At 68.6% G+C, this 17,516-nt stretch carries 15 protein-coding genes; 10 read left to right on the top strand and 5 right to left on the bottom strand.

Going from position 1 to position 17,516, the window contains the following annotated elements:
- Positions 1–78: 78 nt before the first annotated feature.
- Both FBZ87_RS20130 and FBZ87_RS20125 read right to left on the bottom strand, forming a co-directional pair.
- Positions 79–1,566: a hypothetical protein gene (locus FBZ87_RS20130; RefSeq protein WP_145612368.1), complete on the bottom strand. Its 1,488-nt coding sequence runs from the start codon at positions 1,564–1,566 to the stop codon at positions 79–81.
- Positions 1,563–2,315: an ABC transporter ATP-binding protein gene (locus FBZ87_RS20125; RefSeq protein ID WP_145612367.1), complete on the bottom strand. Its 753-nt coding sequence runs from the start codon at positions 2,313–2,315 to the stop codon at positions 1,563–1,565. The genes FBZ87_RS20130 and FBZ87_RS20125 overlap by 4 nt, the downstream gene beginning before the upstream one ends.
- Before the next feature lie 213 nt (positions 2,316–2,528).
- Between FBZ87_RS20125 and FBZ87_RS20120 the strand changes: the two genes are divergently transcribed.
- A complete protein-coding gene (locus tag FBZ87_RS20120) occupies positions 2,529–4,205 on the top strand; it encodes an alkaline phosphatase family protein (protein WP_211107021.1) in 1,677 nt (558 codons plus the stop codon).
- A 45-nt stretch (positions 4,206–4,250) separates the two neighbouring features.
- Here the strand turns inward: FBZ87_RS20120 and FBZ87_RS20115 are convergent, their stop codons facing one another.
- Complete coding sequence (locus FBZ87_RS20115) at positions 4,251–5,444, bottom strand: GGDEF domain-containing protein (protein WP_145612366.1); 1,194 nt, start codon at positions 5,442–5,444, stop codon at positions 4,251–4,253.
- A gap of 106 nt (positions 5,445–5,550) precedes the next feature.
- Complete coding sequence (locus FBZ87_RS20110) at positions 5,551–6,492, bottom strand: ion channel (protein WP_145612365.1); 942 nt, start codon at positions 6,490–6,492, stop codon at positions 5,551–5,553.
- A 300-nt stretch (positions 6,493–6,792) separates the two neighbouring features.
- Between FBZ87_RS20110 and FBZ87_RS20105 the strand changes: the two genes are divergently transcribed.
- The 8 genes from FBZ87_RS20105 to FBZ87_RS20070 all read left to right on the top strand — a co-directional run bounded on the left by FBZ87_RS20105 (position 6,793) and on the right by FBZ87_RS20070 (position 14,069).
- Positions 6,793–8,688 (top strand): potassium transporter Kup, encoded by a 1,896-nt coding sequence (locus FBZ87_RS20105; RefSeq protein ID WP_145612364.1) that lies wholly within the window; start codon positions 6,793–6,795, stop codon positions 8,686–8,688.
- 114 nt (positions 8,689–8,802) lie between these two features.
- Positions 8,803–9,279: a bacterioferritin gene (gene bfr, locus FBZ87_RS20100; protein WP_004271553.1), complete on the top strand. Its 477-nt coding sequence runs from the start codon at positions 8,803–8,805 to the stop codon at positions 9,277–9,279.
- 201 nt (positions 9,280–9,480) lie between these two features.
- On the top strand, positions 9,481–10,014 hold the full coding sequence (locus FBZ87_RS20095; RefSeq protein ID WP_145612363.1) for a hypothetical protein: 534 nt from the start codon (positions 9,481–9,483) through the stop codon (positions 10,012–10,014).
- Positions 10,015–10,024: 10 nt separating this feature from the next.
- Positions 10,025–11,533, top strand: coding sequence for a carbohydrate porin (locus FBZ87_RS20090; protein WP_186454860.1), 1,509 nt, complete (start codon positions 10,025–10,027; stop codon positions 11,531–11,533).
- Positions 11,534–11,593: 60 nt separating this feature from the next.
- Complete coding sequence (locus tag FBZ87_RS20085; RefSeq protein ID WP_145612361.1) at positions 11,594–12,541, top strand: hypothetical protein; 948 nt, start codon at positions 11,594–11,596, stop codon at positions 12,539–12,541.
- Positions 12,542–12,582: 41 nt separating this feature from the next.
- Positions 12,583–13,185: a DNA-3-methyladenine glycosylase I gene (locus FBZ87_RS20080; protein ID WP_145612360.1), complete on the top strand. Its 603-nt coding sequence runs from the start codon at positions 12,583–12,585 to the stop codon at positions 13,183–13,185.
- 34 nt (positions 13,186–13,219) lie between these two features.
- Positions 13,220–13,738, top strand: a complete 519-nt coding sequence (locus tag FBZ87_RS20075) for a hypothetical protein (RefSeq protein ID WP_145612359.1) — start codon at positions 13,220–13,222, stop codon at positions 13,736–13,738.
- 130 nt (positions 13,739–13,868) lie between these two features.
- Positions 13,869–14,069: a (2Fe-2S)-binding protein gene (locus FBZ87_RS20070; RefSeq protein WP_088874301.1), complete on the top strand. Its 201-nt coding sequence runs from the start codon at positions 13,869–13,871 to the stop codon at positions 14,067–14,069.
- A 108-nt stretch (positions 14,070–14,177) separates the two neighbouring features.
- On the opposite strand, the gene FBZ87_RS20065 is transcribed toward FBZ87_RS20070, so the two are convergent.
- Positions 14,178–16,424, bottom strand: coding sequence for a S9 family peptidase (locus tag FBZ87_RS20065; RefSeq protein ID WP_186454859.1), 2,247 nt, complete (start codon positions 16,422–16,424; stop codon positions 14,178–14,180).
- Between the two features lie 381 nt (positions 16,425–16,805).
- Here FBZ87_RS20065 and FBZ87_RS20060 point away from each other — a divergent pair, with 381 nt between their 5' ends.
- Positions 16,806–17,489, top strand: coding sequence for a LuxR C-terminal-related transcriptional regulator (locus FBZ87_RS20060; protein WP_246134507.1), 684 nt, complete (start codon positions 16,806–16,808; stop codon positions 17,487–17,489).
- The last annotated feature ends 27 nt before the right edge of the window (positions 17,490–17,516 follow it).

Raw genomic sequence — 17,516 nt, 5'->3', positions numbered from 1 at the left:
GGAAGTTTCCGGGGAGCGCAGCGGACTGGAAACTGAGGATAGCTAAGGGGCGGATGCCCCGCCAGCGCCTGAAGCAACTTATAAAGGCGCCCGCAGGATGGCGACCAGGCCCAGCAGCCCGCCCGCCACCAGCAGGGCGAAGGGGTTGTGGTGCAGCATCAGGACGGTGGCGCCCATCCAGCCGTAGCTCATCATCATTTCCAGCAGGGTGCGGCCCACCAGCTTGCCGGTGGCGCCCTTGCGCGGCTTCAGCACCTGGTCCACCGCGCTTCCGCTGACCGGTTGCACCCACAGGCTGGCCACCACGGCGCAGAAGGTGGCGGCGATGCCGCAGCTGAGGATGGTCAGCGTGCCCCACAGGCTGATGCCGCCGGCCAGGGCGGCTACCAGGGCCACCACCGCGAGGGGCGGCAGGCCGGCGGCTTCCACCTTGGCCTGGCGCAGGCGCTTGGCCGGAACCGGAGCGGCGTTGATCAGGTCGGCGGCCCCGTCGGCCAGGGCCAGCTTGGCCAGGGTGCCGGCCGTCAGGGCGGCCAAGGGCACCACCAGGGCGGCCAGGGTCAACGGGTCGGTCCGCCACTGGTCCTGCATGGAAATGACTAGGATGATGGCGCCGCTCATCTGCTGGAACAGCAGCAGGGGCAGCTGAGGGTGGCGGCGCATCAGCCGCCATTCCTTGCGGCGCAGCAGGGGGCCCAGACGGTCCTGGAACTGGTGGGCCTTGGTCGGTGCCTTGGTTGCGGCCGTCGTGGCGCCGGCCGCGGCGGAGGCGGTGGCGATGAAGGTGGCACCCCAGCGCGCGGTGACGCCGGCGAAGATGCTGACGCAAGCGATGACCAGGACGGCCAGGGATAGCGGGTCGCCCAGCAGCGCGTGGCCCGGCAGCAGAACGAAGGCCGCCAGCGGCCCGTGCCTCAGCCCGTCGGTGCGCGCCATCCAGTCGATATGCGGGCCCAGCAGCCGGGGGATCTGCCCCGCCAGGCCCATGAGCATGCCGGTGAAGGCGGCGATGCCCTGGCCCACGACGCGGGCGCGCCGCACCCCCACCCAGCGCACCAGCAGCAGTGCCACCAACAGGGCGACGCCCGTCACGGCCAGGGCCAGGGCGGGCAGGGCCACGTAGGCGGCCAACCAGTTGGGATGGCCGAAGATGGCGCCCATGTTGGCGATGGGCAGGATCAGGGCAGCGGGAAACAGCAGGGTCCCGGCCATCACCGCCAAGGCACGGGCCGGCAGGATGACGGCGGGCGACAAGGGGGATGACAGCAGCAGGTCGTAGTCCCCCCGGGCATAGATCGTGTCCATGGCGCGGTAGATGGCCGTGCCCATCATGAAGCAGCAGGCCAGCGCCGCCACCATGGCGCTGATCGCCGGCTGCATGTCGGCGCCTCCCCCTTGTGCGGCGCCTATGGCCATGAAGGCGCCCAGGACGTGGAACAGGATCACCATGGCCAGCAGGGTGATCCAGACGCCGGGGGATGACAGTTTGATGGCCCGCGCGGCCAGGCGCAGCTCATGCCGCAGCAGCCACGCCAAGGTCCCCGGGCGCAGTGTAGCGGCGGTCATGCCGGTTCCCGCTCGGTGTTGGCCGGGGCTGCCACCAGGTCCAGGAACACATCCTCCAGGGTGCTGTCGTCACGGCCCACCCGGCCGCGCAATTCCGCCAGCGTGCCCTCGGCCAGCAGCCGGCCGTCCTGGATGATGCCGATGCGGCTTACCAGCCGCTCGGCCACGTCCAGGATGTGGGTGGTCAGGATGATCGTCGCACCCGCCCGCACCCGTTCCACCAGGATGTCCTTCACCTCGCGGGCGATGGCCGCGTCCAAGCCGGTCAGCGGCTCATCCAGGATCAGCAGGCGCGGGTCGTGGATCAGGGCACCGGCCAGGGCCGCCTTTTGCTTCATGCCCCGCGAGAAACCTTCGCACCGCTCCGCCCTATGATCCCACAGGTCCAGGCGGTGCAGCAGTTCCTCCGCCCGCGCGCTGGCATCGGCCGCGGGGACACCCCACAGGCCGGCCACGAACTCCAGGAACTCCAGCGGTGTCAGCTTGTCGTAGATCAGCGGCTCATCCGGCAGCCAGGCCACCTGGCGCTTCGCCGCGATGGGATCGGCCAGGGCATCGACGCCGAAAACGCGGACGCTGCCGGCGTCCGGCCGCAGCAGGCCCACGATCATGCGCAGCGTTGTGGTCTTGCCCGCGCCGTTGGGGCCCAGCAGGCCGTAGAACTCGCCGGGCGCGATGGTCAGATCCAGGCCCCGCACCGCCGGCCGGCTGAACGCCTTGGCCAGCCCCCGCACTTCCAACGCCGTCATGCATCCCCCAAGATGACGCCATCCCAGCATTTCCACCTTAAGTCACGCGCCCCGTGGCGGCAAGCCGGCCGAAACACATGACATTTCAACGACAACGCCAGACATCTGTTGCGATCCGGCGGCCGATGGAAAACAAGGGTGCGGGCCCTGCGGCGCCCGGTCGCATGGGGGCCGGGCGCCGGTGCCCGCCGATCGCAAGGGGTGAAGGGGGGTATGATGACGCGTTGGTATTCCAGGATGGTGGCGCCCCTGATGGCGCAGCTGTGCGCCGTGGCATCCCTGATGGCCACGCCCGCCGTGGCGGCGGATGCCGAGGCGCCGGCCCCCAAGCTGATCGTGCTGGTCTCGGTCGACCAGTTCTCCACCGACCTGTTTCAGCAATACCGCAGCCATTTCACCGGCGGCCTGCGCCGGCTGACGGAGGGGGCGGTGTTCCCCAACGGCTATCAAAGCCATGCGGCGACGGAAACCTGCCCCGGCCATTCCACGCTGATGACCGGCGACCACCCGGCCCGCACCGGTATCATCGCCAACGACTGGTACAGCTTCAAAGGCCCCCGGCCGGGCAAGATCTATTGTGCCGAGGATGAGAGCAAGGGCAGCTACAAGGCCTATGTTCCCTCCGACGTGCACCTGAAGGTGCCGACGCTGGGCGAGCGGATGAAGGCGGCCGACCCGGAGGTGCGTACCGTTTCCGTCGCCGGCAAGGACCGCGCCGCCATCATGATGGGCGGCCACGCCGTGGACGAGCTGTGGTTCTGGAAGGATGGGCAGGGCTTCATTTCCTACGAAGGCCGCACCGCGCCGGCGGCCGTGACCGCCGTGAACGAGGCCGCCATGGCCGAGATCGCCAAGCCCGCCAAGGAATATGCCGAGCCGGAATGGTGCAAGGCCATCGACATGCCGGTGGCGGTGGAGAGGAAGGATGACGTCCTGACGGTCGGCAACGGTCGCTTCGCCAGGCAGCCTGGCCCCAAGGCGGAGGCGCAGTGGCGGGCATCCCCCGCGTTCGACGCCGCCATCATCGACCTCGCCGTCCGCCTGATCAAGGACATGAAGCTGGGCCACGGCAAGTCCGTGGACGTGCTGACCGTGGGCGCCTCGGCGACCGACTATATCGGCCACAGCTACGGCACCGAAGGATCCGAGATGTGCATCCAGGTGGCCAACCTGGACCGCACGCTGGGCAAGCTGGTCGCCGCCCTGGACGCCACCGGGGTGGACTATGTCCTGGCCCTGTCGGCCGACCACGGCGGCAATGATATCCCCGAGCGTGAGCGCCTGCGCGGCATGCCGATGGCGGCGCGCGTGGACGACGGCCTGGTGTCCGAGAACCTGGGCAAGAAGGTGGCGCCCCTGGGCGTGGACGGTGCGGAACTGCTGTTCGGCGGCGGCAACGGCGACGTCTGGGTGGGCCCGACGGTCGCCGGCGCCTGGCGGACCAAGGTGCTGAACGAAACGCTGGCCCTGTACCGGGCCGACCCGCAGGTGGCCGCCGTCTATACCGCGGCGGAGGTGGCGGGCGCGCCGGCGCCCACCGGTGCGCCCGACACGTGGAGCCTGCTGGACCGCGCGCGGGCCTCGTTCGACCCCAGCCGGTCCGGCGATCTGGTCGTCTTCCTGAAGCCGCGCATCACCGCCATCCCGTCCAAGCCGGCCAGCTACATCGCCACCCACGGCAGCCCCTGGGACTATGACCGGCGCGTGCCCATCCTGTTCTGGCGCAAGGGCATCACCGGCTTCGAGCAGCCGCTGTCCGTCGAGACGGTCGACATCATGCCGACCCTGGCGGCTCTGGTGGGCTTCAAGCTGGCGGCCGGTGATGTCGATGGCCGCTGCCTCGATCTGGATGGGGGGCCCGGCGACACCTGCCCGGTTGCTGCCCAGTAAGAGGATGCCGCCGGACGGCGACACCGGCGCATGAGGGAACCCAAACTAAGCCGCGCCGGCCAGGCCGGGACGGATGAAGGGGATGAGGCAGCCGGCGACGGCGGTGTAGCGGTTGCGGCCGGCGCGCTTGGCGGCGTACATGCGCACGTCCGACATGGCCACCAGGTCGTTCCAGTCGCGGCTGCCGTCGGATATCCGTTCCGCCAGGCCGATGCTGGCCGTCTGTGGGCTGCCGCTGGGGCGCAGGCCCAGGCCGCCGTCCGCCAGGCGGTCGATGATGGGCAGGGCGTCGGCAAGGGTGGTCGCCGGCAGGATCAGCAGGAACTCTTCCCCGCCCCAGCGCACCAGCGTGTCGCTGTCGCGCACACTGGCTCGGATGCGGCGGGCCGCCTCGCGCAGGACGGTGTCGCCGGCCTCGTGGCCGTAGCGGTCGTTGACGTCCTTGAACTGGTCCAGGTCGAAGAAGGCCAGCGTCAGCGGCTGGGTCAGGCGTTCGGCGTTGGCGAAGCGCACGGCCAGCAGCTCGGCCCCCGCCTGCCGGGTCAGTGCCTGGGTCAGGCCGTCGCGGCTGGCCTGGTCCGTCAGGGTGATCAGCAGGCGCAGCTGGCAAATGCCGGCGATCCCGGCAATGCCGGTGGTGACCAGCACGTGCCACAGGGCGTTGGCCAGGGACTCGCCCTCCAGGATCTCGGGCCAGAGGGTCATGGACAGGGCGCTGGCGCCCAGGATGGCCAGGCCGGCCAGGCCGGTTTCCAGCGCCGTCAGGGGAAACAGGGCCAGGCCGGCGGCCGCAATGTAGGGCAGGTCGTTGTAGGCGGTGTTGGCGGCGCCTTCGCCTAAAAAGCCCGGGGCGCTGGCGCCCATCAGGCCCAGCATGAGCTGCGCGGTTAGGTAGAAGGCCAGGCTGACGCCCACCAGCAGGCCCAGCGCTGGGGCGATGCCCAGGCGGCCCCGGCGCCAGCGGGGGTGGCAGGCCAAGGTCAGGAAGCAGCCGGCGCTGACCAGCCGGTCGGCAGCCAGGGCGCCCCAGGCGGGCCAGCGGAAACTCATGGCATCCACCCCCACCCAGGCCACGGTCAGGGCCGCCAGCAGCAGCGCCAGCATGCGCACCCGGCCGATAATCAGGCCATGGCGTTCCCGGGCGACGGCATGGCTGTGTCCGGCCGGCGTCAGCAGCGGGCGCATGTCGTCGCCGCTGGTGAGGAAATGGGCCAGGGTCACGATCGGTTGCCGGGGCACCGGACACTCCAGCGGGGGAGGGTTGCGGCGGTCCGGTGCGAAGGGATTCCGCCCCGGCTTTTACGCCTTCCGGTCTATGTATATCGGCCAGTCGTTAACGGCCGGTTTACGCATTCGCGCCGGGTTCACGTGCCCCGGCGTCCGGCTGTGGTCTGGGCAGCCGCTGCGGCTCGGTGTCGTGGAAGCGGCTGAAATCCAGCAGGCGGTGGCCATCATCGTGCACCTTGATGATGTCGACGAAGCGCTGGCCCCACAGGACGTCGCCGGCCTCGTAGGTTTTGCGGCTGTAGACCTTCTGCGAATAGTTTTCGTCCGTGCCGCTTAGCAGGACGATGAAGGTCGCGTGGCTTTGCCGCAGGGTCCATTCCGTCTGGCCGTACAGCGGGCTGCTCTCATCGATGCGGTGGACGATGGTCCAGGACAGCGCGAACAGGGGCGACTTGGCCCGCATCAGTTTCAGCTCCTCGAACCCGCGCATCATGGTGCCCTCCTCCGTGATGCGCATGGTGCTGAACGACACGCTGGCCTCGGCCTCCAGGATCTGGTTGCCGCGGGTGTTGCCCGCCCGCAGCATCAGCACCGGGTGCCCGTCATGCTGGGTGAACAGGATGTTGCGGCTGAACAGGATCAGCGCCTTAGGACGGGAGAAGCGGGCGAAGATCAGGCCGGTGATCTGGGCCACGCCCAGCATGCCGGTGAAGGACTCGGCCGCCGCCACGCTGTTGGCGTAGACGGTGTTGGGCGCCATGACGCCATAGCCCATGGTGCCCAGCGTCTGCACGCTGAAGAAGAAGGCGTCGGTGAAGGACCCGATGCGGGCGTTGGTGACGCCGCCCGGTTCCATCAGGTAAAGGCCGGCGAAAATCAGGTTGGCGATCAGGTAGATGGCCAGCGCCAGGCCGAAGAATCCGCCCCAGGAGATGCTGAGCAGGAAGTGGTAGGGGTCCTGCCAGCGCAAGGCCGGCACCCCCTTCAGGGTGGCGAAGGGGCGGCCGTCGACGGTGATGCGGCGTTGGTGTAGGCGGGCCAGTCGGCGATGGGTCGGCACGGGCGAAAAACCGTTTGTTCAGCAGGGTTTGCGAGGCTTCCGCCACCATAGCCCAAGCGGCGCGAAATGTCGTTTTTTCAAGCGTGGGACGGGCCCGCCCGATGCTGCACCTGCGATGTCATGGTTGACTGCGGTCGTAATCCGTCCCAGGGTGGTGGCGTGGTCGATCCGGCCGCTTTGCCACCGATGTCGTGTTTCAACTGTCGTTTCGTTGCTATCGGATACCTATCTCTTTTAGCCATATGCCCCGACCGGTCCCAGAACACGCCATCCTAACGCAGTCCACGCCGATCCCCACCGATGCAATCCAGCCACTCTAGCGACCAGCACGACGCCGGTCGCCGCCACTGGGCCCTGACCCTCGGGGCTTTGGGTGTCGTCTACGGCGACATCGGCACCAGCCCCCTCTACACCATGCACACGGCGTTCGACCCGGCCATCACGGGCATGCCGCTGAACGAGGCCAACATCTTCGGCTTCCTGTCGATGGTGGTGTGGTCGCTGGTCCTCGTGGTGACGCTGAAGTACGTCGTGCTGATCCTGCGCGCCGACAACAAGGGCGAGGGCGGCATCCTTTCCCTCTCCACCCTGGCGCTCAGCGGCAAGGACCGGTCGCGCTCGCAACGCCGGCTCATGACCGTGCTGGCCATGCTGGGCCTGGCGCTGTTCTACGGCGACGGCATGATCACCCCCGCCGTGACCGTGCTGTCGGCCGTGGAAGGGCTGGAGATATCCGCCCCCGACGTACAGCACTGGGTGGTGCCCATCACCGGCATCATCGTCGTGGGCCTGTTCCTGATCCAGAGCGGTGGCACCAACACCGTGGGCCGACTGTTCGGCCCGGTAATGACCTTCTGGTTCCTCTGCCTGGGTGTCATGGGCCTGGTGCACATCGTCCACGTGCCCCACGTGCTGAAGGCGTTGGACCCGCGCTACGCCCTGGACCTGGCCTTCAACCACGGCTGGTCGGTGTTCTACATCCTGGGTGCCGCCGTCCTGTCCTTCACCGGTGGTGAGGCGCTCTACGCCGACATGGGCCACTTCGGCCGCCGGCCCATCCGGCACGCCTGGGTGGGCCTGGTTTTCCCCTCGCTGGTGCTGAACTATTTCGGCCAGGGCGCCCTGCTGCTCAGCAAGCCCGAGGCCATCGACAACCCCTTCTTCCTGCTGGTGCCGGAATTCCTGCTGCTGCCCCTGGTGGTGCTGTCCACGGCGGCCTCGGTCATCGCCAGCCAGGCCGTCATCTCCGGCGTGTTCTCGCTGACCCGCCAGGCGGTGCAGCTGGGCTACATGCCCCGCATGGAAATCCGCCACACCTCGGAAAGCGAGATCGGCCAGGTCTATGTGCCCCGCATCAACTGGGCCCTGATGGTCGCCGTGGTGGCGCTGGTCATCGCCTTCGGCAGCTCCGCCAAGCTGACCGACGCCTATGGCCTGGCGGTGACCGGCAGCATGGCCATCACCACCATCATGGCCCTGTTCACCGCCCGCGACGTGTGGGGGTGGAGTCGGCCGCGCGCCGCTGTGGTCTTCGGCTTCTTCCTGTTTATCGACTTCAGCTTCCTGACCGCCAACTGCCTGAAGATCCCCCAGGGCGGCTGGCTACCCCTGACCGTGGGCATGGCTGTGTTCATGCTGGTTTCCACCTGGCGGCTGGGGCGCAAGGTGCTGTACGACCGCATCTATCGCGACGCCCTGCCCATGTCGCTGTTCCTGGAACGGGCGGACCGCACGCCGGTGCGCGTGGCCGGGACCGCCGTGTTCATGACCGGCAGCGTCGACAAGGTGCCCCACGCCCTGCTGCACAACCTGAAGCACAACAAGGTGCTGCATGAGCGCGTGGTGCTGATGCGGGTGCTGACGGAAGAGGTGCCGTGGGTGACGCGGGAACGCCGCGTGTCGATGGAAAAGCTGGGCAAGGGCTTCTTCTCCGTCACCGCCCATTTCGGCTTCATGGAGCAGCCCAACGTGCCGCGCGCCCTAGCCGAGTGCCGACCGCTGGGCCTGGCCATCGATTTGGCGGAGACCTCGTTCTTCCTGGGGCGCGAAACCCTGGTGCCGTCCTCCCGCTCCGACCTCACCCGCTGGCAGGAGCAGGTCTTCATCGCCCTGTCGGCCACGGCCTTGTCCGCAACGACATTTTTCGACATTCCGCCCAATCGCGTGGTGGAATTGGGGACCCAAGTCGAAGTTTAATCCGTCCCTGGTACCGTCTGCCGCGCGCCGCTGGAACGCTTTTGCAAGCGCCGCGCGGCAGACGGTGTCGTGGTCCGGTTTCGGGATGGGCCCCGCCTATAAGGAGAATAAGTGATGAAGGGCGATCCGCAGGTCATCGTTCACCTGAACAAGATCCTCACCAACGAGTTGACCGCCATCAACCAGTACTTCCTGCATGCCCGCATGCTGAAGAACTGGGGCCTGATGCGCCTGGCCAAGAAGGTCTATGAGGAATCCATCGGCGAGATGAAGCACGCCGACAAGCTGATCGAGCGCATCCTGTTCCTGGAGGGCCTGCCCAACCTGCAGGACCTGCTGAAGCTGAAGATCGGCGAGGACGTGCCGGAGATGTTCGAGGGCGATCTGTCCATCGAGCGGCACAACCGCACCTGCCTGCAGGACGCCATGACCTATGCCGAGTCGGTGCGCGACTTCCAGAGCAAGGAGATCCTGCGGGAAATCCTGGAAGACACCGAAGAGCATATCGACTGGCTGGAAACCCAGCAGGATCTGATCCAGCGCGTGGGCCTGCAGAACTACCAGCAGGAGCAGATGGGGTCGGAGTCGTAAGACGCCGCTCCGTCGCGCACGGAACTTGGGGGGGCCGGACGCGTCATGCGGCCGGCCTTTCTTATGGGCGCGTTCCAATAAAGCCATCGGCTAAAATCGCCGGCTTCGTTGTTGTTTTGTGACAACGATGGGTTGCGGCGGCGCCGGGTGCTGGCCTCTGCTATCTCAATCGCCATCCTGGATGTTTGCCGAGATGCCGTGATGTCGCGCCGCCCGCCGTTCACTCCCCTGCCGCTGCCGTCCCGCCGGGGCGTGGTGCTGGGCATGGCGGTCGTGGCACTGTCCGGCAGGGCGTTCCCCGCCCTGGCCGAGGGCGGTGTGCTGGTGGTGACGGCCGTCGGCGACCTGCCGGGCTTCCTGCCGCGGGAGGTGGCGCCCTTCCTGGCCATCGTGATGAACACCGCCGGCAAGAACACCCCCGGCGGCGGGCAATCGTTCGTCGCCGCCGGTGCCGCCACGCCGGACGGCGCGGCGTCCGACCGGGTGGAATGGACCTTCCGCGCCAACCCCTATGCGGCCGGCGCCTCGCGCAGCGTGGGGCCGCCCCGCTCCGCCGCCGGCCGGCTGTTCGGCACCCACCGCCTGATCTCGGTGGAACTGCGGCTTTACCGCGGCGGCCGCTACCAGGCCCAGGTCTTCGGCCAGGTGGAGGTGCAGGGCGGGCGGCGGGACGCCGATCTGCAGACCTTCGTCAGCGACATGACGCGGCGCATCCTCGATGCCGCAGCGCAGTAGGGGGACGGGGATGCGGATGGTCGGCCACGCCCTTTTCCGGACCACGCTGGCGCTGGCCACGGCGCTGGCCTCTGTGCCCGCCCGGGCGCAGCAGGCGGCGGACCAGCCCGGTTCCCTGCAGGCGCCGGCGTCGCAACCGAGCTCGACCCAGCCGACCTCGACCCAGCCGCCGGCGTCGCAGCCGGGCGCCGATGGTCCCGCCGAGGCGCCAGGGCCGGAAGGGTTCGCCCCGCCCGGCTTCTGGGAGCGCGACGGCCTGACGGGTAACTGGGGCGGCCTGCGCAGCCGGCTGGCGGACAACGGCCTGGCCCTGAACCTGGTCTATGTGGGCGAGGTGTTCGGCCTGACCCAGGGTGGGGTGAAGCGCGACACGGTGGGTGATGGCCGGTTCGAGGCGACGGTGGAACTGGACGCCCAGACGGCCTTCGACTGGCACGGTCTGCTGTTCCACGCCACCGCCTACGGCATCCACGGCCACGGGCTCAGCCGCTGCTGCCTGCAGAACATCGCCACCGTCAGCAATATCGAGGCGCTGCCCGGCGCCCGCCTGTTCACCCTGTGGGCGCAGCAGGCCCTGTGGGACGGCCAGGTCTCCCTGCGCGTGGGCCAGCTGGCGGCGGATGACGAGTTCGTCACCAGCCGGGGGGCCGCCCTGTTCGTGAACGGCACCTTTGGCTGGCAGGCCATCACCGGTGCCGACCTGCCGGGCGGCGGCCCCGCCTATCCCCTGGCGACACCAGGCGCCCGCGTCCAGGTCTCCGCCACGCCGGAGCTGACGGTCCTGGGCGCCGTCTTTTCCGGCAACCCGGCCGGCAGTGCGATCGGCGAGGCCCAGGCCCAGGACCCCAGCGGCACCACCTTCAGCTTCTCCGGCGATGTCTTCACCATTGTGGAGGCGCAGTACCAGCCGGCGGATCTGGGCGCCGTGTGGGGGGAAGGCGGCCAGGCGCCGGCCCTGAAGCTGGGCGCCTGGTTCCACGGCGGACCCTTCAGCGATGAGCACCACGCCGCCAGTGGCCAGACCCTGGCCGACCCAAGCTCCGGCGGGGTGCCGGCGACCCGGCGGAACGACTGGGGCGTCTATGGCGTGGCCGACGTGCCGCTGTGGCACACGGGCGACAAACCGGACGGGGGCCTGGCCGCCTTCCTGCGCCTGGCGAGCGCGCCCGCCGACCGCAACCTCATCGCCTTCTACGCCGATGGCGGGCTGACCTGGAAAGGCCTGCTACCCGCCCGGGCCGACGACACCGCCGGCCTGGCCGTGGCCTATGCCCAGATCGGCTCCGCCGCCGCCGGCCTGGACCAGGACTACCGCCACTACGGCCGGCCCTATTATCCGGTGCGGGATCATGAGTTGCTGGTGGAGTTCAGCTACCAGGCCGTGGTGGCCGGCTGGGCCACGCTGCAGCCCAATGTGCAGTATGTCGCGCACCCCGGCGGCAACGTCCTGGTGCCCGGCCGCACCACCCCGGTGGGCGACGGCCTGGTGCTGGGCCTGCGCACCAGCGTGCGCCTATAGGGGCGATGCCGCTATACTCACCGCCCGGATGATGGGTGGAGGCGCGGCGTGGTGGGCCTGATGCGGATGGGATTGGCGCTCTTGATCGGCGTCCTGGCCCTGGCGACGCCGGCGCGTGCCGAGCAGGCGCCGGACGTTCCGGCCTGGCTGGCCGCCCATGTCGGCGAGGGGGAGGGACAGATCGCGCCCCTGGTCCTGGCCCGGGCGCAGGCGCTCTACCGGCGCAAGGTGGCGGAGGGCGCGGTGCGCAACCCCTGCTACTTCGCCATGGACGCGACGCGGCCCAACACCGCCGAGGATGGCGGGCCCGGCCGCCGGTTCTATGTGATCTGTGAGGCGGCACGGACCTTCCAGGCCATCCCCGCCGGCCACGGCGCCGGCCGCCGCCTGGACGGCCTGGCGGACTTCGCCAATGGGCGGGACTGCGCCCGGAACTTCGGCAACGCCCAGGATTCGGAACTGACGGCCGGCGGCGCCTATGTCACGGCCGAGATCAAGGACAGCTTCAAGGGCTATTACCGTGCGGCCGGCGGCGGCGACGTGCCGCTGGTGCGGTCCTTCGTGCAGTTCGAGGGGGAGGGCGATGCCGCCAACGCCCGCCTGCGCGCCATCGGCGGCCATGCCGCCCTGACCCTGAAGGGCCTTTGCCGCCGCCGCGACCCGCGCAGCCCCCATGCCGACGCTGACGGCTATGTCCTCCAGGGCACGCTGGTGGACTATACCGGCGGCCGCAGCAACGGCTGCACCAGCTGGTCGCCCACCGACGCCGCCGCCCTCGTGGCTTCGGTGAAGGACGCACCCACCACGCTGTATCTCTATCCCGAGGCCGCCGATATCGCCGCCGTCGCCCATGGCGAGGCGGGCGCCTACTGGAACGCCGCTTGCCTGCGGGCCATCGGTTCCCCCGCCTATTGGCCCCAAGGGGCGCTGGCGCCGCTGATCGCCCAGTATCGGCGCGACCACCCCCCGCCGCCGCCCCGGCCCATCCCCCTCTGCGCCGCGCCGTGAGGCGCCCCGACCCTGTCTTTGCCGAAAGGAGCCCCACGTCGATGAGCCTCACGACATCCGCGCCCGATGGCCGCCCGCGCTGTGGCTGGTGCGCGGCGGCGCCGGAGTTCCTGCCCTACCACGACCACGAATGGGGCTTCCCCGTGGGGGATGACCGCCGGCTGTTTGAGAAGCTGTGCCTGGAAGGCTTTCAGTCGGGCCTCAGCTGGCGCACCATCCTGGCCAAGCGCGAGAACTTCCGCGCCGCCTTCCACGGCTTCAACTTCAACCGCATCGCCACCTTCACCGAGGCCGACATCGCCCGCCTGCTGCGGGATGAGGGCATCATCCGTCACCGCGGCAAGATCGAGGCCGTCATCAACAACGCGGCCCGCGCCCAGGATCTGGTGCGCCAGGAGGGCTCGCTGGCCGCCTATCTCTGGCGCTTCGAACCTAGGCCGGAGGACTGCGCCCCGCCCCAGACCGTCTCCACCTCCCCCGCCTCCATCGCCCTGTCCAAGGACCTGAAGAAACGCGGCTGGAAATTCGTCGGCCCCACCACCGTCTTCGCCTTCATGCAGGCCATGGGGCTGATCAACGACCACGCCGAGGGCTGCGTGGTGCGGGCGGAGGTGGAGCGGGCGCGGTTCAGGCGGCCGGGATAACTGGAAGTTGGTTTGGGGCAGGAGGAAACAGGTTATGTCGAGCAGAGTGATAACGTGGATTCGGGGGCTTCTGGTTATTGGCGCATTTTGGCTGATCGGTGATATGGCGGTCGCTGCCCCACCCCCGCCTCCGCCCTTGTTCGTTCTTGAAATCGCCAAGCAAGTGGTGCCGACGCAAACTGCTGAGAGCTTCGACCGGTATGCCGCCATTCTTGCGGATGATTTGACGGTGACCACTGACGGAAAAGAGGTTGCTAGAAGTAAGCATGATTGGCTGGTAGACGAGAGAAGGCGTATCGGTAGGGTGGACCGGCAGGTTATTGGTCATTCCGAAGGGTATCGCAGCATTCTTGTTGTCGATCGCTATGATGATCAGTCCGACTTACCGCCGGGGCCACTTTATCATGACCATTATTTGACCCGAGCGGTTCAATACGAACTGGGGGATGATCAACTGGTGCACGCGATTCGTATTGTTCAGTCGGGGATGATTTTCTTCAATGGATGCAAACACCTGCCGACATCGGCCTGGCGGAAGGATGGGTGCGACTGACGGCGTAGAACTCAAGTTCCCGAAACCGCGCCCCACCCATACGCGAATGCCTCGCAGAATCATCCTTGCCTCTGCGAACGCCTCTCACTATCTTATCCCCCAGATCAGCCTCTGGGTGGATGCCTGCGCCATGTACGTCTGCGTCTGTAACGCCATCAACTGCCGTACCGTCCGCACCCATATCGGGGCGGGGGCGCAGAGCGTGGGGGCGGTGTTCAAGGCCCAGGGGTGCTCGCCCCGCTGCGGCAAGTGCTTCGATACCATGCGTGAGATGATCCAGGAAGGTCAGCCGGCCAACATGTCCGAGCCTGTGCTGCGCGCGGCGGAATAAGCGGGCTTCACGCTTCCGCCTTTCCTGCAAAGGCGCCTCAAAGGAAAAGCCACCGACCCGGCGGGATCGGTGGCTTTGTCGTTTCCGGGGCTGGGCGCCCGGGCGCCCTTACGGCGTTCCGGCCTGCGGGGCGCCGCCCGCCGTCACGGCACCGGGGCTGCCGGCCGGCCGCAGGGTGCGGTCGAAGAAGTCCAGCATGGTGTTGTAGCGGTGGATGTTGGCGTAGGTGTCGTAGAAGCCGTGGCGCTGGCCCGGGTAGGTCATCAGGTCGAATTGCGTCTCCTGCTGCTGCAGGGCGCGCAGCAGCTTGGTGGTATTGTCGAAGAAGACGTTGTCGTCGGCCATGCCGTGGATGACCATCAGGCGGCCCTTGATGTTCTTCAAATCCTTGAAGACGCTGGAATCCTCATAGGCCGTGCCGTCCTTGGGATCGCCCAGGTAGCGCTCGGTATAGGCGGTGTCGTAGAGGCGCCAGTCGGTCACCGGCGCGCCGGCGGCGCCAGCGGCGAAGACGCCCGGGGCGCGGGTCAGCATGATGATGGTCATGAAGCCGCCGTGGCTGTGGCCGAAGAAGCCCAGGTGCTGACCGTCCACGAAAGGCAGGGACTTCAGGTAAGTGGCGCCCTTCACCTGGTCCGCCACCTCCACCGAGCCGAAGTGGTGGTATGTCGCCGACAGGAAGGCCTGGCCCCGGTGCGGCGTGCCCCGGTTGTCCAGCACCATGACGACGTAGCCGTTGCGCGCCAGCACCTGGGTGAAGCCCGTCTGGGCATCGCCCCAGGCGTGGGTCACCAGGGCCGCCGCCGGGCCGCCATAGGCGTTGACGATGGCGGGATACTTCTTGCCGCTCGTTTTCGCGCCCGGCGGCACCAGCATCATGTAGTGCAGGTCGCTGCCGTCATCGGCCTTCAGCACACCATATTCCGGCTGGATTTCCCCGGCCAGGTAGGGCGCGAAGGGATGGCTGTCGTCCAGCTTGTTCTCGATCAGCCAGGTCACGCGGTTGCCCTTGGCGTCCTCCACCGACAGCTGCGGCGGCTGGTGCGGGCCGGAATAGCTGTGCAGCCAGCTGCCGCCCTTGGCCGCCATGACGGCGCCGTGCCAGCCATCCTCGGTGGTCAGGGCCTTCACGTCGCCCTTGGCCAGGCCCACGGAATAGACGTGGTGGTCCAGCGGCCCCTCGCGGAAGCCGGTGAAGAAGACGCGGCCGGCCGTCTCATCCACCCCGGCCACGGCGTCCACCATCCAGTCGCCCTTGGTCAGGGCGCGGCAGTTGGCGGCCTCATGGTCGCAGAGGTAGAGGTGCTTGAAGCCCGTGCGCTCCGACGCCCATAGGATCTTGCCATTGGCCAGCGGCCGCAGATCCTCGTGCAGGTTCAGGAAGGTCTTGCTCTCTTCCGTCAGCAGGGTGCGCACGGCGCCGGTGGCGGGGTTCACGGCCAAGAGGTCCAGGCGCTTCTGGTCCCGGCTCAGGCGCTGCACCAGCGCTTCCGAGCCGTCGCGGCGCCAGTCCACGCGCGCCAGGTAATAGCCGGCGGGATCGCCCAGGTTGACGCTGGCGACCTTGCCGGTGCCGGCGTCCATGACCTGCAGCGTCACCTTGGCGTTGGGGCCGCCGGCGAAGGGATAGCGCTGCGGCACCACCGTCACGCCCTCGGCACCGTAGTCATAGCGGCTGACCAGCGGCACGTCGGACTCGTCCACCCGGGTATAGGCGATGTAGCGGGCGCCGGGCGACCACCAATAGCCGGTGTTGCGCTTCAGCTCCTCCTGCGCCACGAACTCCGCCGTGCCGTAGGACAGGGTGCCGGCGCCGTCGTGGGTCAGGGCGCGTTCCTGGCCCTGGGCCAGATCATAGACATAAAGGTTGTTGCCGCGCACATAGGTCACCAGTTTGCCGCCAGGGGCGAAGCGGGCGTCGATGGCGGCGTCCTTGGTGGTGGCGCTGTCGGTGATGCGCTTCGGGCTGCCGCCCAGCGGCATGACGAAGACGTCGCCCGCCATGGGGAACAGCAGGGTGCGCCCCTCATCATCCCAGCCATAGTCGATGATGCCGGTGTCGCGGATGCGCTGGCGTTCGCGGCGGCCGCGCTCCTCCTCGCTTTCCTTGGCGCTGAACTGGTTGCTGTCGACCAGCAGGCGGTCCGCGCCCGCCTTGATGTCATAGGCCCACAGGTCGGTCTTGTTGGCGTCGTCGGCCTTGGCCTTCAGGTAGGTGACCAGGCTGCCGTCGGGGGAGAACTTGACGCCGCGCGCCCGGGGGCCGTTCAGCGCCGGGCTGCCCAGCATGCGCTCCACCGTCAGGGCGGGCCCGGACCCCGCCGGGGCATCGGCCGCCAGGACGGGCGTCGTCATCAGCGCGCCCGCCAGAACCGTTCCCGCCAGAACCGTTCCTGCCAGAATCTTTCCTGCCAGAATGTGACGCCAAGCCCCCATCGCCGCGCCGCCGCGGCCGGCGCGCCCCACCATTCCCATATCGACCTCCCGAGGCGGCGCGCCATTGCAGGCCGGCGCCGCTGGTTTAGACCCAAGCTGCCCGGCACCGTATCTGATGCGGCGGACAAATGTAAACGGGAGGCCTGTTGGCGCCGCCGCCGGTGGCGACTGGCACCCTGTGCCAAAGCGTTGTTTTGAAATTGTTGTTTTGGGCGGGGCGCGGGCGGATGATGGCCCGCAAGAACGGCGCCGCGCAACGGACGCCACCGTTGGGGGATCGTGGGGGTGGAGGGGGATGCCGTGGAACGTGCCGCGAATAGGCCGATGCGGGTGCTGGTCGCCGACGACCACCCCATGTACCGCGACGCGCTGGAACTGTACCTGACGCGGGACTGGCCGCAGGCCAGCCTGACCGCCGTCGGCTCGCTGGAGGAACTGGACGCCCTGGCGCAGCAGCCGGAGGGGCAGGACTTCGACCTGGTGGTCATGGATTGGCAACTGCCGGGGGGCGAGGGCGGCGCCGGGATGGACCGCCTGGACGCCGCCGGCATCGACGCGCCGGTGGCAGTGGTCACGGGACATGATGACGCCGCCATCGCGCGCGAGGCGCTGACCCGCGGCGCCTGCGCCTTCCTGCCCAAGACGCTGTCCAGCGTGGCCCTGGTGCAGATGCTGAAGGTGGTGGCGGTGGGCGGCAGCGTGGTACCGGCGGACGTGGCCCTGCGCATGGCGGGGGCCCTGCCGGCCCCCCTGGGCGGTTCCGGCGCCGCGTCCGACAGCGGCGGCCTGCTGACGGAGCGGGAGTGCCAGGTGCTGGAGCATCTGGCGGGCGGCGCCACCAACAAGGAAATCGGCCGGGTGCTGGACCTGCAGGAGGTGACGATCAAGCTGCACACCCGCCGCATCCTGCGCAAGCTGGGCGCCAAGAACCGGGTGGAGGCGGTGACGCGGGCGCGCGATCTTGGCCTCTTGGGTGGGTCTTAAAGCCTTGGCAATGAAGGAAACGCAGGG

It is taken from the genome of Nitrospirillum amazonense, assembly GCF_007828035.1.
In the GTDB taxonomy this organism is placed as follows: domain Bacteria; phylum Pseudomonadota; class Alphaproteobacteria; order Azospirillales; family Azospirillaceae; genus Nitrospirillum; species Nitrospirillum amazonense.
This window is presented reverse-complemented; position numbering and strand designations above follow the sequence as displayed.